At 64.5% G+C, this 19,312-nt stretch carries 18 protein-coding genes; 10 read left to right on the top strand and 8 right to left on the bottom strand.

Annotation, left to right across the window (positions count from 1 at the left end):
• Window positions 1–99 precede the first annotated feature (99 nt).
• Entirely contained in the window at window positions 100–561 is a 462-nt protein-coding gene (locus tag EOC94_RS20170; protein ID WP_095489198.1) for an Lrp/AsnC ligand binding domain-containing protein, read from the bottom strand.
• Between the two features lie 159 nt (window positions 562–720).
• On the opposite strand from EOC94_RS20170, the gene EOC94_RS20175 reads away from it, so the two are divergent.
• Window positions 721–1,728 (top strand): ornithine cyclodeaminase family protein, encoded by a 1,008-nt coding sequence (locus EOC94_RS20175; protein ID WP_127292967.1) that lies wholly within the window; start codon window positions 721–723, stop codon window positions 1,726–1,728.
• 46 nt (window positions 1,729–1,774) lie between these two features.
• On the opposite strand, the gene EOC94_RS20180 is transcribed toward EOC94_RS20175, so the two are convergent.
• Window positions 1,775–2,707, bottom strand: a complete 933-nt coding sequence (locus tag EOC94_RS20180; protein WP_095489196.1) for a dimethylarginine dimethylaminohydrolase family protein — start codon at window positions 2,705–2,707, stop codon at window positions 1,775–1,777.
• A gap of 22 nt (window positions 2,708–2,729) precedes the next feature.
• On the bottom strand, window positions 2,730–4,325 hold the full coding sequence (locus tag EOC94_RS20185) for an amidohydrolase (protein ID WP_185928284.1): 1,596 nt from the start codon (window positions 4,323–4,325) through the stop codon (window positions 2,730–2,732).
• 75 nt (window positions 4,326–4,400) lie between these two features.
• On the opposite strand from EOC94_RS20185, the gene EOC94_RS20190 reads away from it, so the two are divergent.
• The 5 genes from EOC94_RS20190 (at window position 4,401) to EOC94_RS20210 (ending at window position 9,502) form a co-directional block, all read left to right on the top strand.
• Window positions 4,401–5,288 (top strand): LysR substrate-binding domain-containing protein, encoded by an 888-nt coding sequence (locus tag EOC94_RS20190; protein WP_095489195.1) that lies wholly within the window; start codon window positions 4,401–4,403, stop codon window positions 5,286–5,288.
• Window positions 5,289–5,552: 264 nt separating this feature from the next.
• Window positions 5,553–6,647 (top strand): ABC transporter ATP-binding protein, encoded by a 1,095-nt coding sequence (locus EOC94_RS20195; RefSeq protein ID WP_127292972.1) that lies wholly within the window; start codon window positions 5,553–5,555, stop codon window positions 6,645–6,647.
• Window positions 6,648–6,722: 75 nt separating this feature from the next.
• A complete protein-coding gene (locus tag EOC94_RS20200; protein ID WP_127292974.1) occupies window positions 6,723–7,838 on the top strand; it encodes an ABC transporter substrate-binding protein in 1,116 nt (371 codons plus the stop codon).
• Window positions 7,839–7,862: 24 nt separating this feature from the next.
• On the top strand, window positions 7,863–8,696 hold the full coding sequence (locus EOC94_RS20205) for an ABC transporter permease (RefSeq protein WP_127292976.1): 834 nt from the start codon (window positions 7,863–7,865) through the stop codon (window positions 8,694–8,696).
• Window positions 8,696–9,502 carry an ABC transporter permease gene (locus EOC94_RS20210; protein WP_126105581.1) on the top strand — a complete coding sequence of 269 codons (807 nt, stop codon included), beginning with the start codon at window positions 8,696–8,698 and terminating at the stop codon, window positions 9,500–9,502. The genes EOC94_RS20205 and EOC94_RS20210 overlap by 1 nt, the downstream gene beginning before the upstream one ends.
• Here the strand turns inward: EOC94_RS20210 and EOC94_RS20215 are convergent.
• On the bottom strand, window positions 9,499–10,287 hold the full coding sequence (locus tag EOC94_RS20215) for a fumarylacetoacetate hydrolase family protein (RefSeq protein WP_127203953.1): 789 nt from the start codon (window positions 10,285–10,287) through the stop codon (window positions 9,499–9,501). The genes EOC94_RS20210 and EOC94_RS20215 overlap by 4 nt on opposite strands.
• 324 nt (window positions 10,288–10,611) lie before the next feature.
• Between EOC94_RS20215 and EOC94_RS20220 the strand changes: the two genes are divergently transcribed.
• On the top strand, window positions 10,612–10,857 hold the full coding sequence (locus EOC94_RS20220) for a DUF982 domain-containing protein (RefSeq protein WP_126107400.1): 246 nt from the start codon (window positions 10,612–10,614) through the stop codon (window positions 10,855–10,857).
• A 47-nt stretch (window positions 10,858–10,904) separates the two neighbouring features.
• Here EOC94_RS20220 and EOC94_RS20225 read toward each other — a convergent pair whose 3' ends face one another.
• Both EOC94_RS20225 and EOC94_RS20235 read right to left on the bottom strand, forming a co-directional pair.
• Window positions 10,905–11,969 (bottom strand): glycosyltransferase family 2 protein, encoded by a 1,065-nt coding sequence (locus EOC94_RS20225; protein ID WP_127292978.1) that lies wholly within the window; start codon window positions 11,967–11,969, stop codon window positions 10,905–10,907.
• Between the two features lie 492 nt (window positions 11,970–12,461).
• Window positions 12,462–13,805 (bottom strand): dicarboxylate/amino acid:cation symporter, encoded by a 1,344-nt coding sequence (locus tag EOC94_RS20235; RefSeq protein WP_126105577.1) that lies wholly within the window; start codon window positions 13,803–13,805, stop codon window positions 12,462–12,464.
• 214 nt (window positions 13,806–14,019) lie between these two features.
• Between EOC94_RS20235 and EOC94_RS20240 the strand changes: the two genes are divergently transcribed.
• Window positions 14,020–15,894 carry a sensor histidine kinase gene (locus EOC94_RS20240; RefSeq protein WP_127292982.1) on the top strand — a complete coding sequence of 625 codons (1,875 nt, stop codon included), beginning with the start codon at window positions 14,020–14,022 and terminating at the stop codon, window positions 15,892–15,894.
• On the top strand, window positions 15,894–17,264 hold the full coding sequence (locus EOC94_RS20245) for a sigma-54 dependent transcriptional regulator (RefSeq protein WP_127292984.1): 1,371 nt from the start codon (window positions 15,894–15,896) through the stop codon (window positions 17,262–17,264). The genes EOC94_RS20240 and EOC94_RS20245 overlap by 1 nt, the downstream gene beginning before the upstream one ends.
• 30 nt (window positions 17,265–17,294) lie before the next feature.
• On the opposite strand, the gene EOC94_RS20250 is transcribed toward EOC94_RS20245, so the two are convergent.
• Both EOC94_RS20250 and EOC94_RS20255 read right to left on the bottom strand, forming a co-directional pair.
• A complete protein-coding gene (locus EOC94_RS20250; protein ID WP_127292986.1) occupies window positions 17,295–17,822 on the bottom strand; it encodes a hypothetical protein in 528 nt (175 codons plus the stop codon).
• Between the two features lie 44 nt (window positions 17,823–17,866).
• Window positions 17,867–18,292, bottom strand: coding sequence for an OsmC family protein (locus EOC94_RS20255; protein WP_127292988.1), 426 nt, complete (start codon window positions 18,290–18,292; stop codon window positions 17,867–17,869).
• Window positions 18,293–18,578: 286 nt separating this feature from the next.
• Between EOC94_RS20255 and EOC94_RS20260 the strand changes: the two genes are divergently transcribed.
• Entirely contained in the window at window positions 18,579–19,304 is a 726-nt protein-coding gene (locus tag EOC94_RS20260) for a 3-keto-5-aminohexanoate cleavage protein (protein ID WP_127292990.1), read from the top strand.
• Window positions 19,305–19,312 lie beyond the last annotated feature (8 nt).

Consider the following 19,312-nt stretch of genomic DNA (forward strand, 5'->3'; position numbering starts at 1 on the left):
TCTCCGGCATCTCGGCCCCGGAGGCGCGCCAGGGGAAGCGATAAGATGGCAAAGATGCGATGCAGGTCGCCCTGAACAGCGTTCTCCTCCTCCACCTGATCACACCGGCAACAGGGCGTTCGGCTTGACATCGGCGATGGAGGCGAAAGTGTGCGTTTCGCGCACGCCGGGCAGTGGCAGGATGACCCGCTGCAGGAAATCCTGGAACACCGCCATATCGGCGATCCGCGCCTTGACCAGATAATCGAAACCGCCAACCACCATATGGCACTCCAGAACCTCCGGAGCTTTCGCCACGGCTTCGGCGAAGCGGTCAAAGACATGCGGCGCCGTGTGGTCAAGCCGGACCTCGATGAACACCAGCGTTCCCCGGCCGACCTTGCGCGGATCGAGCACGGCCCTGACCGCGGTGATGAACCCGTCGCGGAACAGCCGCTTCACCCGCTGGCTGGTTCCGGTCGGCGAGAGCCCGACACGCCCGGCAAGATCAAGCGTCGTCCGGCGCCCGTCCTCCTGCAGCAGCCGGAGCAGGCTGCGGTCTATCTGGTCGAGATCGCCCATCTCACAATCCACGCTATCTCAGGGATTTATATGCTAATTTCACGCAGAGATGTCAAAATAAACGTATTTCATCACATAAAACCCCGCAATAGCCTGCGCTTCCCTCACCCACTCAAAGCGAACGTGGTGAGCCAATTCGACGAACACAGGGAGTGCAGGATGACCAAGGAAGCGTTCAGCCCAGCCGGCAAGAGTGCGGCGGAAATCAGCAAGGGAGCGACCGAGATCCTGGTGCTGAGCGAAACCGACGTGATGGAATGCATCGACCTCAGCCAGCTTCTCGATGTTCTGGAAGACGGCTTCAAGGCGCTGTCACAAGGCAAGGTCGTCAATCCACCCCGACCACAACTCGACATCCCCGGGGCCGGCTACAGCCTCGCCATGCCGGCCTGGATGGAGGGCATGAACCTGACCGTCAAGATCGTCAATGTCTTCGAAGGCAACCTGGCCAAGAACTTGCCCAGCCACCTCGCCACCATCAGCCTGTTCGATCCGCTGTCCGGCCTGCCGGTCTGCATCATGGACGGCACCTTCATAACAGCGGTGCGAACCTCCGGCTCCGCCGTGCTGTCGGTGCGCGCGCTTGCCCGCCGGGACGCCAGGATTGCGACCGTGGTCGGCGCCGGCGTGCAGGCCAACCAGCACCTGCATCTGTTGCCGCTGGTGCGCGACTTTGCCGAAATCCGTGTCGCTTCAAAGAGCTTCGACGATGCGGCAGCGCTTGCCCGGCTGCATCCGTCGGTGGTGGCGGTCGCCGACATCGAGGCGGCAGTGCGCAGTTCCGACGTGGTGTGCCTGGCGACCCACTCCTACGAGCCGGTGATCGACGCAGGCTGGGTCCAGCCGGGCACGCATGTCTCGTCGGTCGGGGTGGCGCCGCCCGGCGGTGAAATGCCGATCGAGCTCATCGGCAAATCCAGTCTTTTTGTCGAGACCAAGGATGCATTCAAGCCGACCCCGGTCGGCTCTTGCGAGCTTGCCGGCTTCGATCCGGATTTCGGCACCGAGCTTGGCGCCATGCTGATCGACCGCGCGCCGGGCCGCGTTTCGGATCAACAGATCACCACCTACAAGGCGATGGGCATTGCCATGGAAGACATGGTCGCCGCCGACCTCGCCTATCGTTGCGCCAGGCGTCTGCGCAAGGGAAAGCTCATCGTGCTGTAGGCGCGTGCCGCGAGCCAGGCGGGATCGACGTTGCTGACAATGGCGCTCAGGCCGGCTCGCGCTTCAGCGCCTGCGCCATGCAGTGGATGCCGCCGCCGGTCTTCGAGATCTCGCTCATGTCGATGGCCGCCACCTCGAAGCCGCGCGCCTTGAGCTGACCGATCAGCGTCTGGCTGGACGTCGGCGCGATCACCCTGTCCTTGCCCAGCGACATGAAGTTGCAGCCGAGCGCCATCGTATCCTGGAACGGCACGTCGATGATCTCGTGGCCCTTGCCCTTCAGCCAGTCGACGATGCCCGGCTCCGTGCAGGCGAGGCAGACGGCGGTCAGCTTTTCGGCGATCGGCACTACCATCAGGTCGATATGGACATAATATTCGTCGATGAAGGCGATGCGGGTCTCCCAGCCCTCCTTGTCGAACCAGGCCTGGACCTGGCGCGCGCCCTCCTCCTGCGTGCGGGCGCCGCCGCAGCCGATCAGCACCACGCCGTCCTCGATGACGTTGAAGTCGCCGCCCTCGAAGGTGCCCGCGGTGACCATGTCGTAGATCGGAATGCCGAGCTTCTCATAGGTGCGGATCGCGGCGTAGTTCTCGCCGCGCCGCCACCAATTGGCCATCGCGGTGATGATGACGCCATACGGCGTCATGACGCTGGAATCGCGGGAGTAGACCTGCATCGGCAGTTCCGGCGTCGGCTCGTGCCAATGGATGTTGACGCCGAAATGCTCGTAGGCGGCGACCAGGTCCTTGTGCTGCGCCTGCGCGATCTGGACATTGCAGGGCGCCTCGCGCAGATGCTTTCGCGACAGCGAGCTGGTCGAGAGATGGCGCAGGAAATTCGGCGAGCCGAGCAGCACGTCGGTCAGCACATCGGTCTCGTTGGCAAAGCCCCAACCGGTCAGCGGCTTGGTGCCGCCGGCCGGGTTGCGACGCTGCAGCGAAAACGGTTCTGCTACGATGCGGTCATGAACGGTCATGGGGTTCTCCTGGCTTGGGTGATCACGCGGCTTGCGGGTTGCTTGGTATCCACCAGTCCCGTCCGCGCGGGGTGGTGACATATTCCGGCCAGCGGAAATGGATCGGCGGCTCATAGTCGCAGAGCGGCGCCAGCCATTTGCTGCCGCCGATGCCGCCACCGGTGCGGGCGACGAATTCGTCCATCGCCGCATCGCGGGCGGCCTTGTCCTCCAGCAGGCGAAGTGCTGCCAGCGCAATCGTCTTCGACGCGCAGGTGACCATCGGATCGATCGTCGCGGAAATGCCGCCCAGCGCGTTCATCGCCCAGGACGGATAGGCGCGGCCATTCTCGGAACGCAGCGCCGGGCGGGCGACGTAGAACCGCGCCGTCGGCGTGTGCCACGACATGTCGGTGTAATCGTCGGAGGTCGAATTGAGCTGCGACGGCGGCAAGTCGCGGCGCAGGATCGCCTCTGCGTCCTGCGGCGCAATCAGCTGCTCCAGCTCGGCGATGAACGGCTCGTCGGTCGCCGTGCCGCCGGCATTGACCTGGATTTCGCGCGCGATCGCCTTGGCCGCCTCGTCCCAGCGCGGCGGCCCGACGGTCGACAGCGCCTCATAGGCGATGCCTGACATTGCGTGATTGGCCAGCCCCGGCCGCGACTTCGACACCCAGTGCCGCTCATGGCGGCAGCCGCTCATCTTAGCGGCGGCTTCCGCATTGCGGTCGAGCACGGCGGTCACCTGCTCAGCCATCGCCAAGGTCGGCACGCGGATCATGTATTGGATCTCGGCCAGCCCCGCCGGCAGATTGTCGGCGGTCGCCTGTCCTGCCGTCAGGATCGCCTCGCTGATCGACCAGCCGCCCTGATGCGGCAGCATGGAATCGCGCAGCGCCTTGGACGCCATGTACATCATCATGAGCGCGTCATTGGCGCCGGGAGCCCTGATCGCCGAATGCGCCTGCGGGATCGGCGCGCCATCGCTTGCGCGAACCCAATTTTGGGGTTCGTCGCACACAAAGCGGTAGATCATCGCATAGGCCGCACCGCAATGCGTGTCCCAGCGCGCGGTGTTGCAGAGCGGCAGCATGTAGAAGGGATGGAAGGAGATCATGCCGGCGAGGCCATCGTAGTAGCCCTTTGCCGCGTGGATCGGCTTCGACCCCCGCACCTTCTCGGCCGGCTCGCCGGTGAAGCGCAGCGTGCCCGGTATACCGTGGCGCTGCATCGCCGCCTTGGTCGCCAAAAGCCCGCCCAGGCTGGCAACGCCGAGCCCGGAATGCGGATCGGTGTGGCCTCCGGCCTGTTCGCCAAGTCCCGGACGCGGACGCTTCACAGTCGCTGCGTCCTGGCAATTGCCGGGCACCGCGTCATACTCGGCATACATCCCGATGGTCGGCCCGGCGCCATTGGTCCAGTGGGCGCAGAAGGCGGTGGGCATGCCGCCGGAGCCTTCCTCGACGGAAAAGCCTTCGTACTTCAACTGCTCGACATACCAGGCGGCCGACTGGTATTCGCGCCAGGCGGTCTCGCCGAAATCGAAGATCGTCCGCGTCCACGCCGACAGCGACGGCTGGACGTCGTCCAGACAGGCAAGCGCGGTCGCTTGGGCTGAGGTGGTCACCGGTTCCTCCATCGGTCAAAGAAAGCAGTGAAGCGCCTCGCCAAAAAGTGATATGTTTTCCCGGCTCATGCAAATTCGGTTCACCTCTTGAGAATTCCATCGACGCAGGCGCTGCGCGCCCTCGACAGTTTTGCCCGACACGGCAGCGTCTGGCGCGCCGCCGACGAACTGCATCTGACCCGCAGCGCCGTCAGCCATCAGCTGCGCCTGCTCGAACGCGATCTCGGCTTCGACCTGCTCGAGCGCATCGGCAAGGGCGTGGCGCTGACGCCGCGCGGCCAGCGCTATGCCAGCGACGTGCGTAAGGCGCTGACAGTGCTGGGCGATGCGGTGACGCGCCATGCCGGCACCGGCGTCGGCGGCTCGTTCAGCGTCAGCTGCACCCCGGGCTTCGCCTCGCTGTTCCTGTGCACTCACATTGGCGAATTCCGGCAGATGTACCCCGATGTCGCGCTGCGCATCCTGACGCCGCGGCGGCTGGACGATGTCAGCAATGCCGAGGCCGACGCCTTTATCGCCTTCGGCGTCGGCAACTGGCCGAACCGCGCGGTCGAGCTGTTGTGCGAGATCTCGTTCACGCCGCTGTGCAGCCCGACGCTGCTCAACAAGATCGGCGGCTTTTCCAAGCCCGCCGACGTGCTGCGCGCCAATCTCCTGCATCTCGGCGACACCGAGGACTGGGCGCGCTGGCTGGCGCTGTCGAAGGTCGAGAATCCCGACATCGAGGGCGGCATCTTCTTTTCCGACATGAACCTGGTTTTCTCGGCGGCGATCGCCGGCCAGGGCATCGCCATGGGCGACGAGCTGACCAGCCGCCGGGCGCTGAGCGAAGGCCGGCTGGTGCGCCCGTTCGACATCGCGATCAAATCACCGCGGTCGTATTTTCTCGTGTCAGAGCATGCGAAGGCCGGGCATCCGGTGCTGAATGTTTTTAGTGGATGGTTGCGGTCGAAGCTGTCGGAGAACCAGCGTTAATCTCCCCCCTTGAGGGGGAGATGGCCGCGAAGCGGCCAGAGGGGGTTGGTCCGACTGGGCTCGGCCCGATCTGCTTTCAAAGAAAGAGGAAGTCGCCACTCCACGCGCAGCGACCCCCTCTGTCGCCTTCGGCGACATCTCCCCCTCGAGGGGGGAGATTAGCTGCATAGATGAATCAAATTTGCCGGTCAGGCGAAAACTATTCGGTTGCGGTAAGCCGCCGCCCTGCCTACGATTTCAATCAGCATTGAGGACAAAGGCAGGATGCAGCAACCCGGCCGGGCCGCAGAGATCAAGGCAATCGGGATCGGCAAGAGCTTCGGCTCATTCCGTGCGCTGGACGATCTGACGCTCGATATCGGCCGCGGTGAGTTCCTGACCCTGCTCGGCCCGTCAGGCTCGGGCAAGACCACCTTCCTGATGATCCTTGCCGGCTTCATTCAGCCCACCGACGGCCGCCTTTACAGCGACGGCGTCGACATCACCGAGCGACCGGCCGAGCAGCGCGCCGCCGGCATGGTGTTCCAGGGCTACGCGCTGTTCCCACATATGAGTGTCGAGGCCAACATCGCCTTCCCGCTCAAGGTGCGCAAGAGATCGTCGGCCGAGATCAAGCGACGCGTCAGTGAGATGATCGAGCGCGTCGGGCTGAAGGGCCACGAGAAGAAACTGCCGTCGCAATTGTCCGGCGGTCAGCAGCAGCGCGTCGCGCTGGCACGCGCCCTGGTATTCGAGCCGGGCGTGCTTTTGCTCGACGAGCCGTTCTCAGCGCTCGACAAGGGCCTGCGCGGCCAGATGCAGGCCGAGATGAAGCGGCTGCACCAGGAGACGGGCACCACCTTCGTCTTCGTCACCCACGACCAGAGCGAGGCGCTGGCGCTGTCGTCGCGCGTCGCCATCTTCAACCACGGCAAATTGCTGCAGGTCGGCGCGCCGGACGAGGTCTACGACCGGCCGGCCAACCGTTTCGTCGCCGAGTTCCTCGGCGAGATCAACATGCTGCCGCTGAAGGGCGTGCGCAATGCCGACAATGGCGCCACCGGCCTGTGCGAAGACCGCACCATCAACCTGCGCGGCAATGCCAACGCGGTCGGCAGCAACGCCATCCTGGCGATCCGGCCAGAATACATGTCAATCGCGCCCGAAGCGGCAGCGGGCGAGAACGGCATCGCCGCCACCGCGGTCGCCTCGACCTATCTTGGCGCTGCGACGCGGCTCGATCTGACGACACGCCAGGGCGCCAAGGTGACGGTCTCGGTGCCGAACGAGGTTGCCGCCTCGGCGCTCAGCAAGGGCAATTCCGTGTGGCTGACATGGCCGGCGGAAAAGGGTTTCCTCCTTCCGGACGGAGGACAATGACGATCGGTGTGGCGAAGCTGAAATTCGCCAAGCCTACTTTCGGGAAATATCAACGACAAAAAAAGGGGAACTGACATGACAAATGAAACCAAGAAACATTCCATCGAGACGCTGTCCGCCAGGGCGGCGCGCGGCGAAATCTCGCGTCGGCAGTTCACGCAGCTGGCTGCACTCGTGCTGGCCGGCACGCCGATGCTGCTGCGCTCGACCGGTGCCTTCGCGCAAGCCAAGCAACTGGTGCTGGTCAACTGGGGCGGCGACGCCATCACCGCCTATGATGCGGCCTATGGCCAGGCTTTCACCAAGGAGACCGGCATCACCGTCAAGATGGACGGCTCCGGCCCGACCGAAGGCGCTATCGCCGCGCAGTTCAAGAGCGGCGCTCCGACCTGGGACCTGGTCGACGTCGATCCGTTCTCGGCCATCACGCTCGGTGCGCAGGGCATGCTCGAGCCGATCGACTATTCGATCGTCGACAAGAAGAAGATGCGCGAGGGCTTCGGCTGGGAGCACGCCGCCTCGACCTATTTCTTCTCCTATGTCATCGCCTACGATTCCGAGAAATTCGGCAGCCAGGCGCCGACCGGCATGGCCGATTTCTTCGACGTGGCGAAATTCCCCGGCAAGCGCTCGCTCTACAAATGGGGCGTGTCGAGTTGGGAAGCCGCTCTTTTGGCCGACGGCATCGCACCGGCCTCGCTCTACCCGCTCGACCTCAAGCGCGCGCATGACAAGATCGCCGCCTTCAAGGAGAATGTCGTCGCCTATTGGGGCGGCGGCGCCGAAAGCCAGAGCGTGCTGCTCGACGGCGAGGCCTCGATGGCGATCGTCTGGTCGACCCGGGCCTCGCTGATCGAGCAGGATTCCGGCGGCAAGATCAAGTTCATCTGGGACCAGGGCCTGATCTCGCCCGGCGCGCTCGCCGTGCTCAAGGGCAATCCCGGCGGCAAGGACGCGGCGATGAAGTTCATCGCCAGCGCCCAGGATCCGGAAAAGCAGCTCATTATGTTCGACAAGCTCGGCCAGGGTCCGGCCAATCCGGCGACCGACGCGCTGATCCCCGCCGACAAGAAGCGCATCAACCCGGTCGACCCCGAAAACATGAAAAAGCAGATCGCGCTCGACATGGAGTGGTACGCCAAGAACTACGGGGCCGCGCTCGACGAGTACACGAAGATCATCTCCGCCTGATAGGCCGGGGGAAACCGGGCCGAGATGAAAGCATACTTCTCCGACAGGATGGGCGCGGCGCTGTTGATGGCGCCGCTGCTCCTATTCCTTGGCGCCGCCTATGCCTGGCCATTCTTCGGCGTCGTGAACTGGAGCTTCACGCTGCCCGAGCCGGGGCTCGGCCAGTATGGCACGCTGCTTAGCGACCCGCTGGTGCAGTCGGTATTTGTCCGCACGCTGCGCATCGCGGCGATCGTCACGATTGTTTCGGTTGCCGCCGCCTACGCCATCACCGTGGTGTGGGTGCGCGGCACGCCGGCGCAGCGCGTGGTCGCCGAGTTCTGCATACTGGTGCCGTTCTGGATCTCGGTGCTGACGCGCGCCTTCGGCTGGGTGGCGCTGCTTTCCAATCGCGGCCTGTTCAACACCTGGCTGCAGGCGATCGGCTTCATCTCAGAACCGCTGACGCTGGTGCGCAACGAGTTCGGCGTCATCGTCGGCATGACGCATTTCCTCATTCCCTTCGCTGTGTTTCCGCTGGCGTCTTCCATGCGCAGCCTCGACGACCGCGTGCTGCTGGCGGCGCGCGGCCTCGGCTCCAGCCGCATGCGCACCTTCTGGTCGGTTTTCGTGCCGATGACCCGCTCCGGCATCATCGGCTCGGCGCTGATCGTCTTCGTCTTTTCACTCGGCTTCTTCGTGACGCCGGCGATCCTCGGCGGCGGCCGCAGCGTGATGATCGCCGAGCTGATCTATCTCCGCATCTTCCAGAGCCCGGACTGGGGCCTGGGTGCTGCGATCAGCGTCGTGCTGGTGCTGTTCGTCGGCGCGCTGATGGCGCTGCTGTTCCGCTATGTCAGACCGAAGCAGCTGATCTGATGCCCACTTACCGCCCCGGCCCCGTCTCGCTGATCCTCGCCGGCCTGGTTGCGCTGTTCCTGCTGTTGCCGCTGCTTGCCGTCATACCGGTGTCGCTGACGCCGACCCGCATGCTGGCGATGCCGTCGGGCGAATTGTCGCTGCGCCACTACCGGGCGCTGATCGAGGATCCGCGCTGGATCAACTCGATCCTGCTCTCGATCAGGATCGGCGTCGTCAGCAGCGCTTTCTCCACCGTGCTGGCGCTCTGCTTCAGCCTTGGTGTGTGGATGTTCCAGCCGCGCTTCACCGCCGCACTCGTCGGCTTCGTGCTGCTGCCGATGGTGGTGCCGCCGGTGGTCTCGGCAATAACGCTCTACTTTCTTTTGACCTCGATTTCCGGCGTCAGCTCGTTCTTCGGCTATGACACCTGGCTCGGTGTCGCCATGGCGCATGCGGTGATGACGGTGCCCTTCGCCACGGTGCTGATCCTGGTGTCGCTAAGCCAGCTCGACCGGCGTATCGACCTTGCCGCACGCGGCCTCGGCGCCACGGTGTGGGAGCGCGCCACCCGCATCATCATGCCCAATATCAAGTTCGGCATCATCACCGCAGCCCTGCTGTCCTTCGTGCTCTCATGGGAAGAGATCGGCGTCACCCTGTTCATCACCTCGGTCAACGCCATCACGCTGCCAAGGCTGATGTGGATGGGCCTGCGCGACAACATCGACCCGGCGATCGCAGCACTCTCGGTGATCCTGATCATCATCACGGTGCTGGTGCTTGTGGTGCGCAGTGTTGTGGTCAGGCTGCGCGGGGCGCCTTAGACAAAACTCACCGAGACGCGGCCAAACCTGCCTAAATCGCCGGTGACTTTGTCACCGGCCTCGACGCTTATCGGCGTCACACAGGTGCCGGTTATCACCATCTGTCCCGGCTGGAGTGCTATGCCCAGGCCCGACAGTTCATTGACGATCCATGTGAGCGCAATCCGAGGATCGCCCAATACAGCTGCCCCCGTTCCGTTATGCTGCGACTTTCCAGAAACGAAAGCGACCACCGGGTGCTTCGCGAGATCCACGTCGCGCCAATCGTCTTCTGCAGCTTGGCCGATGACGAACAGGTTGGCACAGGCGTTGTCCGCTATGAGCTGCGGCGCCCCGACTGCGCAGAAATCGTCGTATCGTGAGTCCGGTATTTCGATCGCGGGGTGCAAGGCCGCTACGGCATCCATCACCTCAGCGATTTCATAGGGTGCTGGACGAGGCGGCAGTTGGCGGCCGAAACGGAAAGCGAATTCGATCTCGGCCACGCGCATCTTGCTCGTCGCCAGGGAAATGGCCCCACCGACCTCAATCTCTTTTTCAGCCAGGAGACGCCCGGCCATCGGGCCGTCGACGTTGATGTGCCTTTGTCCGGCCAGACTGGTTGCGGCAATCTTCCAACCGAAAAGCGGAGCCGCCGAACGATCCATCACATGCGACTGGATAGCGTAACCTTCGATCCGCGTTTGTGGCCGTAACTCCTGGGGTATGGCGTCGAGACGGGTGCCCTTCTCCCAATGGCTCACCAACAACTGGGACGCGGCCCTGGCCTTTTCTGGATCGAGCATCGTCAGCTCCGGAAATCAAAGAAGACGCCTCACTACCCGTCGCTTCGTGGATCAGGAGCCGGCAAGGAACATTCTGCTAGTGGACCCGTCCACACATGGGGCAAGGATAGATGACCAGGAATCGCGAGTCCACATTCACGCTCCGCATACCAGGCATCATAGCCGGCCTGCCCCTGTCAGATCGCAGTGCCGTCGCCGATTGTCTTTCCGAGATGGAACAGCGGGCGACGTCTCCATCACCGGGTTCACGCCGTGGTGATTGGTGACAAGGAAACCTTGTGCCATCGGATGCGTTTTAGGGTGTTCGACAGCAGGGGCTTCACCATGAATCAAGGATGGTTTTCCAGGCCGGTGTCAGTTTCGGTCGGCATTGCCGGCGCGACCCGACACATCTTGAGCGCACAGCAGGCAGTAGAACTACTGGCGGGCCATTGGCGGGATGCGGGCAGTCTGCAACACAGCTCAGCGCTGCGCGCATGCCGCCGGGCCATGAGCGGCGATGTTTCAGCCGAAATCGCCAGGGATGCGTTTGTCGGAGCCGCGCGGGAGGCGCATGTTCTGGTCGAGTGAGCCGCCGAACAGAGCCGGATAGTTGGCGGCTATATTACGGCGTCGCCCTATCCCATGGCGTGGCGGATAGTCTTGGACAGACGGCTAAGGAATGCCGGCCTCGACGACGCGTCAAGCTTCCACGACAGCACCGCCGTCGCCATTTTCCGCGGCAACACCCCGACCGACAGGAACCACGCGGCAAGCACGGCGCGCCGTCGCAGGGACGCTGTCATTTCGAGGCTGGCGACGGCGCCGGCCGCCCCGAGCGCCAGCCGGGAATCGTCGGCCACGGGGTGCAGTAGCCTGTCTGCGCACAGCGATGCCAGTCGCTCTTCCAGGTGGACCGGATCGTGGCGGACAGCCTCGGACGGCACAATGGTCAGGCCGATCCCCGAGGCTTGGTCCGACAGCGCCTGCATGCGGCGGAAATCGTGGGTTACCCTCCAGCGCGCCCGCTCGGCGAGCTTTTCACCGAAGACCGAATGGTTGGCGCCGTGGATCCGGTATGCGCCGACGCATTCCTCGATGGACTGGACGTGCCCGTACATGGGCGCCAGGGTTGCAAGATAGCCGTCAGCGCCCTGACGAAACTCCGGCTCCGGAATCGGCATGATCGATTCCAGGGTTGCGCGGTCAAAGGCCAGCCCGCTGGTCACGGTTGTCTGATAGCGGCCCTTGTGCAGCAGCTTCGGCATGACGTCGCCGCTGTCGAAGGGCAATTCGGGCGGCGGAAAGACGTCCTTGATGCGTTGCCGCTCGTCGACGATATGCAGCCTGGACTGCACCTGGGCCGTTGCCGCATCCCAGGTGTCGACGATCGTGGAAACGGCGGTCGGATAGAGGTAGTCGTCGGCGTCGAGGAAGAGGACGATCTTGCCGGAGCTTGCCGCAAAGCCGGTGTTGAATGCGGCCGCATGCCCGCCATTTTGCGCTCGCGGACACGCGACGATCTCGTCGCGGTATGATTCTATGATTGTCGTGGAATTGTCCTGCGATGCATCGTCGACGACGATGACTTCGACGTCCGCGTAGTCCTGCTCCAGGGCGCTGTCGATGCTGCGTTTGAGGAAACGCGCGTAATTGTAGTTCGGGATGATGATGGATACCGGAGTCCTCGGTACAGACTGCATCGCGTTTGACCTCGCATCTTGCTTTGGTTTCGGCAAAGCCCGCTCACGGGCCGCCCCCCTCTTCAAGCGCGACGAGTTCCTGAGAGGAAAGCCTGCGCCTTCCGTCAGGAGACGGGTCACGTCTCTTGCGACTTCGTATTGAGGCCGCGATTGCCTTCGAGGCTGCCGCCTTGGTCAAGGTTGCGGTTGGCGGCAGCAAAAGCTCCGACGGTTTCGGCCGGTCGCAACCGAGCCCGACGGAAATGTCTCGCCTTCGGTCGCGATCAGGTCGGGATCGAAGTGGACGAGCGCCTTGAAGGCATGGCGGATACTGGCCTTCAAATACGGCTGGGACAAGCCCCGCGCCAAGAACAAGGCTCACAAGCCTGTTACATCGAGGCAGGCGCGCAGCGGCGTGGCCTGTGGATAATCGCGGATGTTGGAGATTGGCGGCAGCTAGCCCGAAGCCGGCGGCAAGCCGGCTTCGGGCTATGACCATGCAGACCTGAACGGTCAGGCGGGCTGCAGCCCGGGCAGCGACAGGTCGGCTTCCTCGGGCAAGTCGCCGGCCATTGCGGCAGCGAACTTGGTCTGGTCGAGTTCCCCTTCCCAGCGCGCCACGACCACGGTCGCCACCGCGTTGCCGACGAAGTTGGTCAGCGCCCGGCACTCCGACATGAAGCGGTCGACGCCGAGGATCAGCGCCATGCCGGCAACCGGCACGGTGGGAACCACCGAAAGCGTCGCGGCCAGCGTGATGAAGCCGGCGCCGGTGATGCCGGCGGCACCCTTGGAGCTCAGCATGGCGACGGCGAGCAGCAGGATCTGGTCGCCGAAGGTGAGCGGCGTGTCGGTCGCCTGCGCGATGAACAGCGCGGCCAGCGTCATGTAGATGTTGGTGCCGTCGAGGTTGAAGGAGTAGCCGGTCGGGATGACCAGCCCGACCACCGAGCGGTTGCAGCCGGCACGCTCCATCTTGGCCATCAGGCCCGGCAATGCCGCTTCCGAGGACGAGGTGCCGAGAACCAGCAGCAGCTCCTCCTTGATGTAGCGGATCAACGCCAGGACTGAGAAGCCGTTGTAGCGGGCAACTGCGCCAAGCACCACCAGCACGAACAGCAGCGCGGTGAGGTAGAATGTGCCGATCAGCATGGCGAGGTTGGCGATCGAGCCGATGCCGTATTTGCCGATGGTGAAGGCCATGGCGCCGAAGGCGCCGATCGGCGCGGCCTTCATCAGGATGGCGACGAGGCGAAAGATCGGCGTGGTCAGCGCCTGCAGGAAATCGACGACCGGACGGCCGCGATCGCCGACCATGGCCAAGGCAACGCCGAACAGCACCGAGAAGAACAGCACCTGCAGGATGTCGCCCTTTGCGAAAGCGCCGGTGATGGTGTCGGGGATGATGTTCATCAGGAAGCCGACGATGGTGGTGTCATGCGCCTTCTCGGCGTAGCCCGTCACCTTCGTGGCGTCGAGCGTGGCCGGATTGATGTGCATGCCGGCGCCGGGCTGGACGACATTGGACACGACGAGACCGACGACAAGCGCCAGCGTCGAGAACACCAGGAAATAGATCATCGCCTTGCCGGCGACGCGGCCGACCTTCTGCAGGTCGGAAACGCCGGCAATGCCGGTCGCCACCGTCAGGAAGATCACCGGCGCGATCACCATCTTCACCAGCTTGATGAAGGCGTCACCGAACGGCTTCATCGCCTCACCGGTTTCGGGATAGAAATGGCCGAGAAGCACGCCGGCGGCGATCGCCGCCAGCACCTGCACATAGAGATGCCGGTAGAAGGGAAGTTTGCCGCGCGGCTCGGCGGCAGCGAATGCTGTCTGCATGACGTCCTCCATTGTGCTCCGATCGAAAGCTCGACCTCCCGGAGCAATTGCATTGACCACCCCCAGCAGCCTCACGACCGCTGAATTCGTGTTTGCAACTGCCGTGCCAAGTGCGCGGAAAAGAGCCTACCGTTTGATTTTATTGAATACTCTCGGACCCAAGGTTTCGTCTCGCGCACAGAAAGTGCGGATATTCGCATAGCCGAATTGTGCTTTGTGCGAAATCATGCACAAATGGGTGATGCTGCAACGCCCCGCCGCTGCCTTGCCGTCGACGCCCGAGCAACTCGGCAGGCGAGCGCGCCGTGCCTGGCTGCTGTTTGCGGCCATCGTCCTTGCGATCGCCACGGCCGCACTTTACGGCGCCGGCCTCTATGGCCGCACCACCGAGCTCGGGACACTGGCGGCGCAAGGCCGCACCGACGCCAATCTGAAGGTCGCGCTGCTACGAGCCGTGCTGGAAAGCCCGCGCGCCCTGCCCCTGCTTTTGTCGGAAGACCAGCAGGTGCGCGATGCGCTGTCACAGAAAAGTGCTGCTGCAATCGATGTGCTGAACCGCAAGCTCGAAGGGCTGGTCTCCGGCACAAAGGCTTCGGTGCTCTATGTCATCGGCACCGACGGGCTGGCGATCGCCTCCAGCAACTGGCGCGAGCCGATCAGCTTCGTCGGCAACGACTACCGGTTCCGCGATTATTTCTCCGGCGCGATGCAGGCCGGCACTGCCGAATATTTCGCGCTCGGCAATGTCAGCAAGCGTCCCGGCCTCTACATCTCGCGCCGCGTCGGCGACGCTGCCGCCCCGCTCGGCGTCGTCGTCGTCAAGGCGGAATTCGATCAGCTCGAAACCGACTGGCACGAGGCAAACCGCCCGGCCTATGTCAGCGACGAGAAGGGCGTCGTCCTGATCACCAGCGTGCCGTCCTGGCGCTTCATGACGGCGACGCCGCTGGCCGGGCCTGATCTTGCCGCCATTCAGAACAGCCAGCAGTTCGGCGACGCACCGCTGATGCCGCTGCCGATCACGCGCCCCCAGGCACTCAGCCCGGACGTCTCGATCGTCCACGCGGTGACGCCCGGCGGCAGCGACGCGGAATATCTCAGGCTTTCCACACCGGTCCCTTCGACCCCCTGGCGGCTCGATTATCTCGTTCCGGCCGAGGCGCCGATCGCCGCCGCGGTCCGTGAAATGCGGCTCCTTGCACTCGGCGTCGTTGTCCCGTTGCTCGGCCTTGCTGCGTATCTGTTGTGGCGTCGGCAGTCGGGACAAATGCGGATCGCCGCCGAACAGGCGGCGCGCACCGAGCTCGAACGCCGCGTCGTCGAACGGACCGAGGATCTGAGCCGCGCCCGCGACCGGCTGCAGGCCGAGATATCAGGTCACCGCAGCACCGAAGCCAAGCTGCAGGTGGTGCAGCAGGATCTCGTCCAGGCGAACCGCCTCGCCATCCTCGGCCAGGTTGCCGCGGGCGTCGCGCATGAGATCAACCAGCCGGTTGCCACCATACGCGCCTATGCCGACAACGCCCGCACCTTCCTCGACCGCAAGCAGACAGCGCCGGCCGAGGAAAACCTCGGCGCCATAGCCGCGCTGACCGAACGCATCGGCACCATCACCGAAGAATTGAAGGCCTTTGCCCGCAAGGGCCGCACCGCCGCCGAACCTGTCGAATTGCGCGACGTCATCGAAGGCGCCGTCGTGCTCTTGAAAAGCCGCTTTGCCGGCCGGCTCGACGCACTGGCCATCGACCTGCCGCCGCCTGCCCTCAAGGTCATGGGCAACCGGGTCAGGCTCGAACAGGTGCTGATCAACCTCTTCCAGAACGCGCTGGAGGCGCTGGAGGGCCGCGACGACGCAAAGGTGCGGGTTTCGGTCGAGGAGACGGCGGACGGCGTGACGGTCGGCGTGTCCGACAACGGACCGGGCATTCCGCCAGGCATTCTCAAGTTGCTGTTCACGCCGTTCAACACCTCCAAGGAAAAAGGCCTCGGCCTTGGCCTCGTCATCTCGAAGGATATCGTCGCCGATTATGGCGGACGCATCGAGGTTTCGAGCGACGACAGCGGCACCCGCTTCACCATCCATCTCTTGAAAGCAGCGTAATGGCCAAGGCAGCATGGACGAACGACAATGCAGCGCCGGTCATCCTGATCGATGACGACAGCGATCTCTTGAGGGCCACCGCGCAGACGCTGGAGCTTGCCGGCTTTTCGGTATCGGCTTTTTCGGTGGCGGCCGAGGCGCTGGCCAGGCTCGACGCCGGTTTTGCCGGCGTGGTGGTGTCGGATATTAGGATGCCGGAAATCGACGGCTTGCTGCTTTTCGACCGCGTCCTGCGGCTGGACGCGGACATTCCGGTCATCCTGGTCACCGGGCATGGCGACATCGCCATGGCGGTCAAGGCGATCAAGGACGGCGCCTACGACTTCATCACAAAACCCTTCGCCGCCGACCGGCTGGTGCAGAGCGTGCGCCGCGCGGTGGAAAAGCGCCGCCTGGTGATGGAAAACCGCGCCTTGCGCGAGGCGGCCGGAGAAGCGCAGGACGGCTTGCCGCTGATCGGCCAGACGCCGGCGATGGAAAGGCTGCGCCGCACGCTGCGCCAGATCGCCGACACCGATGTCGACGTGCTGGTGACCGGCGAAACCGGCTCCGGCAAGGAGGTGGTGGCGAGCCTTCTGCATCGCTGGAGCCGCCGCGCCAGGGGCAATTTTGTTGCGCTGAATTGCGGCACGCTGCCGGAGACGGTCATCGAGAGCGAATTGTTCGGCCACGAGGCCGGCGCCTTCACCGGCGCGCAGAAGAAGCGGATCGGCCGCATCGAGCACGCCAGCGGCGGCACGCTGTTCCTCGACGAGATCGAAAGCATGCCGGTCTCGACACAGGTGCAGATGCTGCGCGTGCTGGAAATGCGCGAGGTCACCCCGCTCGGCACCAACGAAATGCGGCCGGTCGACCTGCGCGTGGTTGCGGCCGCCAAGGTCGACCTCGGCGATCCGCGCCAGCGCGGCACGTTCCGCGAGGACCTCTACTACCGGCTCAACGTGGTGACGATCTCGATCCCGCCGCTACGCGAGCGCCGCGACGATGTCGCCCTGCTGTTCTTCTATTTCGCCGAGCGCGCCGCCGCCCGCTTCCGGCGCCCGGTGCCGACTGTCCCGGCCGCGGTGCACCGCCATCTCAGGGAGCATGACTGGCCAGGCAATGTGCGCGAGCTCGCGCATTTCGCCGAGCGGCTTGTGCTTGGATTGGAGGAAGACGCCGGAACACCATCCCCTGCCCCAGCCCAGGCGGATGCCGCCATGAAGCTGCCGGAGCGGCTGGAGCGTTACGAGGCCGACATCATCCGCGAGACGCTTGGCCGCAACGAGGGCGACGTCAGGCGCACGATCGAAGCGCTGGGGATTCCTCGCAAGACCTTCTACGACAAGCTCCAGCGCCACGGCATCGTGCGCAGCGAGTTTTCCAGATAAAGGTCGCCCAGCGCGGCGGCTTCGATTGCCTCAGGCCTTCTTGCGGTAAGCTTTGAGTTCCGGATCGAGGTCGACGCTCACCGCATTGGTGAACACGGTCGTCGCCACCATGATGCCGGCGAAGGCGACCAGGTTGACGAGCCGCGGCTCATCGTAGCGGGCCTTCAGTTCGGCCCAGATCTCATCGGGAATGGCATTGGCGTCAGTCGCGATGGCCTTGCCGAAGGCAATCAGCAGCGCTTCATCGGCTGTCGGCTCGATGCTGTCGGGATCGAGCCCCATATCGATCAGCGCGCGGCGAAAGAAGGTCACCGGCACCTCGGCCCGGCACGCCGCGGAAATCGTCCGCGAAAACAGCCAGATGGCGCGATCGTCGAGATCCGGTCGCAGCAGGTCGCGCAAGGTGAACCACTCGGCATAGATGCGATGGGCGGCCAGCGAATGCAGCAGGATGCGCTTCATGTTCGTCATCCGGCCGCGCAGGCGCAGTTCCTCGTCGTGCGCCGCACGGATTTCAGGCGAGGCGGTGTCATAGTCGATCGGGGAAATGCGTGCCATGGGCGGCCTCGGAGGATGCGTGAAATTGGGCAATCAGGATGCGATCAGCCGGCGAGCGTGGTGACAAGCTCGGGCGTCTCACACAGCGTGTTGCTGACCGTGCAGATCGTTTCGGCGTCCTCGACGATCCGCTTTTTCGTGGCCTCGTCGAGATCGCCCGATATGTCGAGTGTGATCGTGAGCTGGCCGATGCGGGAAACGTCGCCCGCCGCCTTTTCGCCGCTCACATCGGCGCGGACCTCGCCGAGGCTGGCAGCGACACCCATGCGCGTGGCAGCGATGCGCGCGCTCAGCACCATGCAGGCGGCCACGGAGGCATAGAGAAGGTCGAGCGGATTGAAGCCCGGCGCGCTGGCACCGGTCACGACGTCGACCATGCCGCCGGTCGGCGTGGTGACGACGGGCAAGCTGCCCGGCGACAGCACGGCAACCGCGCCGGTCGGTCGGGTCCTGACCTTGAGCTCACTCATTCGCAAATATCCTTTCGGCCGGCCGGGCATGGGGCCGGATACCGCAGCATTCGCCAACGATCGTCAAGCTAGCCGGTCCCAGCAGTGCTGCTTGAGTTCCCAATATGCGTCAAATACCCATATCTCGCCTGCCAACAAGATCGTGACTGAACAAGATGATAGAGGCATATCCTGCCGGATTGCATTGGGTCAGGCCGTATCCGTCTGTCAGGAATGCGCGCCGGACCCGATTCCGGTTTTCAGGGTCATGCGCTAGACTGGCTGCAACCGCAACCGGGCCACTCGCATGATCGTCCAGACCTGCATCAATGGCGCGCGCAGCGCCGACTTCCACCCGCAGCTGCCGCTTGACGTAGACGCCATGGCGCGCGACGGCGCCGCCTGCGTGGCCGCCGGTGCGGCCGAGCTGCATGTCCATGCGCGCGGGCTCGATGGCCGCGAAAGCCTCGCGCCTGAGGCTATGGACCCGACCATGCTGACGCTGCGCCGCGCCTGCCCAGGAACGCTGATCGGCGTATCGACCGGCGCCTGGATCGAGAACGACGATGAGCGCACGCTGGCGGCGATCGCCGGCTGGACCGAGTTGCCCGACTATGCCTCCGTCAATCTGAGCGAGAAGGCCGCGCCCGAGGTCATGCAGAGACTGCGCCAGCGCGGCATCGGCATCGAGGCCGGGCTCGCCTCCGTCGCTGACGCCGAGCGCCTGGTCCGCCTCGACCATGGCAGCCAGGTGCTGCGCATCCTGATCGAGATATCGGAGCAGGAACTGGACGTGGCACTGGAGGTCAGCGACGGTATCGCGGCGGTGCTCGACCGCGCCGGGCTGCGTCGCGCCATCTTGCTGCACGGCGCCGACGCCACGGTGTGGCCGTTCGTGCGCAGGGCGGCGGAGCGGAACTGGTCGACGCGTGTCGGGCTGGAAGACGGCAAGGCGCTTCCGGACGGCACTACGGCATCAGGCAACGCCGCACTGACGGCCGCGGCGGTGGCGATCTTCCGGGCCGGTCGCTGATTCATCCC

The organism is Mesorhizobium sp. M6A.T.Ce.TU.016.01.1.1 (genome assembly GCF_003997065.1).
In the GTDB taxonomy this organism is placed as follows: Bacteria; Pseudomonadota; Alphaproteobacteria; order Rhizobiales; family Rhizobiaceae; genus Mesorhizobium; species Mesorhizobium mediterraneum.

Excerpts from the sequence above, each read along its gene's own strand:
- EOC94_RS20245 (WP_127292984.1), top strand. The coding sequence starts at position 15,894 with ATGGCCAAGGCAGCATGGACGAACGACAATGCAGCGCCGGTCATCCTG.
- EOC94_RS20200 (WP_127292974.1), top strand. The coding sequence starts at position 6,723 with ATGACAAATGAAACCAAGAAACATTCCATCGAGACGCTGTCCGCCAGG.
- EOC94_RS20195 (WP_127292972.1), top strand. The coding sequence starts at position 5,553 with ATGCAGCAACCCGGCCGGGCCGCAGAGATCAAGGCAATCGGGATCGGC.
- EOC94_RS20210 (WP_126105581.1), top strand. The coding sequence starts at position 8,696 with ATGCCCACTTACCGCCCCGGCCCCGTCTCGCTGATCCTCGCCGGCCTG.
- EOC94_RS20250 (WP_127292986.1), bottom strand. The coding sequence starts at position 17,822 with ATGGCACGCATTTCCCCGATCGACTATGACACCGCCTCGCCTGAAATC.
- EOC94_RS20260 (WP_127292990.1), top strand. The coding sequence starts at position 18,579 with ATGATCGTCCAGACCTGCATCAATGGCGCGCGCAGCGCCGACTTCCAC.
- EOC94_RS20215 (WP_127203953.1), bottom strand. The coding sequence starts at position 10,287 with ATGCTCGATCCAGAAAAGGCCAGGGCCGCGTCCCAGTTGTTGGTGAGC.
- EOC94_RS20205 (WP_127292976.1), top strand. The coding sequence starts at position 7,863 with ATGAAAGCATACTTCTCCGACAGGATGGGCGCGGCGCTGTTGATGGCG.
- EOC94_RS20235 (WP_126105577.1), bottom strand. The coding sequence starts at position 13,805 with ATGGAGGACGTCATGCAGACAGCATTCGCTGCCGCCGAGCCGCGCGGC.
- EOC94_RS20240 (WP_127292982.1), top strand. The coding sequence starts at position 14,020 with ATGCACAAATGGGTGATGCTGCAACGCCCCGCCGCTGCCTTGCCGTCG.
- EOC94_RS20175 (WP_127292967.1), top strand. The coding sequence starts at position 721 with ATGACCAAGGAAGCGTTCAGCCCAGCCGGCAAGAGTGCGGCGGAAATC.
- EOC94_RS20225 (WP_127292978.1), bottom strand. The coding sequence starts at position 11,969 with ATGCAGTCTGTACCGAGGACTCCGGTATCCATCATCATCCCGAACTAC.
- EOC94_RS20220 (WP_126107400.1), top strand. The coding sequence starts at position 10,612 with ATGAATCAAGGATGGTTTTCCAGGCCGGTGTCAGTTTCGGTCGGCATT.
- EOC94_RS20180 (WP_095489196.1), bottom strand. The coding sequence starts at position 2,707 with ATGACCGTTCATGACCGCATCGTAGCAGAACCGTTTTCGCTGCAGCGT.
- EOC94_RS20170 (WP_095489198.1), bottom strand. The coding sequence starts at position 561 with ATGGGCGATCTCGACCAGATAGACCGCAGCCTGCTCCGGCTGCTGCAG.
- EOC94_RS20255 (WP_127292988.1), bottom strand. The coding sequence starts at position 18,292 with ATGAGTGAGCTCAAGGTCAGGACCCGACCGACCGGCGCGGTTGCCGTG.
- EOC94_RS20185 (WP_185928284.1), bottom strand. The coding sequence starts at position 4,325 with ATGGAGGAACCGGTGACCACCTCAGCCCAAGCGACCGCGCTTGCCTGT.